At 68.9% G+C, this 550-nt stretch carries 1 protein-coding gene; it reads right to left on the bottom strand.

The genetic code is table 11. The features are described from left to right. Positions 1-127: 127 nt before the first annotated feature. A partial coding sequence (locus MKK69_RS21615) for a DUF5681 domain-containing protein (RefSeq protein WP_243971300.1) occupies positions 128-550 on the bottom strand: 423 nt, incomplete at its 5' end.

Raw genomic sequence — 550 nt, 5'->3', positions numbered from 1 at the left:
CCACGCTTCCGCAAGAAGGCGACGATGTCGCTGGTCGGCGTACCGTGCGGCGCCTCGACCTGGAAGGTGAGGTGCTTGCCGGTCGATGGCGGGACGGCTGCCGCTTCCAGCCGCGCTATCCGATCGATCAACCCCGCCATTGCCGCTTCCCTCCCGTCGATGCCTGCTCTGCGGCCTGCTCCAGTGCGGCAAGCCGGGTGGCGACGTCCCGGACCTCGACGGCCTTCACGTGCGCCTCGACCAATTTGGAGAGTTCAGCCGCCTCGCTCGGGGTGATCTCGCCGTCCGCTACCCCCTGCATCAGCGCGCGGGTCGCCTTGGTTAGGTCGGCCGGGCTCTCGATCTCCGGCAGGGTGAAGGTGATCGGCCGATCCTTTCGGACGGGCATCAGCCTATCGAGGCACATCCGCAGCGCGACCGTGTCGCCCTCCAGAGCCATCTCGATCGCCTTGCGGGTCAGGGCCTCGCTCTCGCCGTCGAGGATCGTCTCCAGGGCCTCGGTCGACCGGTTGCGGGCACCCTTCGGACGACCGCCGGGGTTGCCGCTCTG

Origin of the sequence: Methylobacterium sp. J-026 (genome assembly GCF_022829585.1) — a bacterium.
GTDB lineage: Bacteria > Pseudomonadota > Alphaproteobacteria > Rhizobiales > Beijerinckiaceae > Methylobacterium.
Note: the sequence above shows the minus strand (reverse complement) of the source record. Positions and strands in the feature narration are given on the sequence as shown.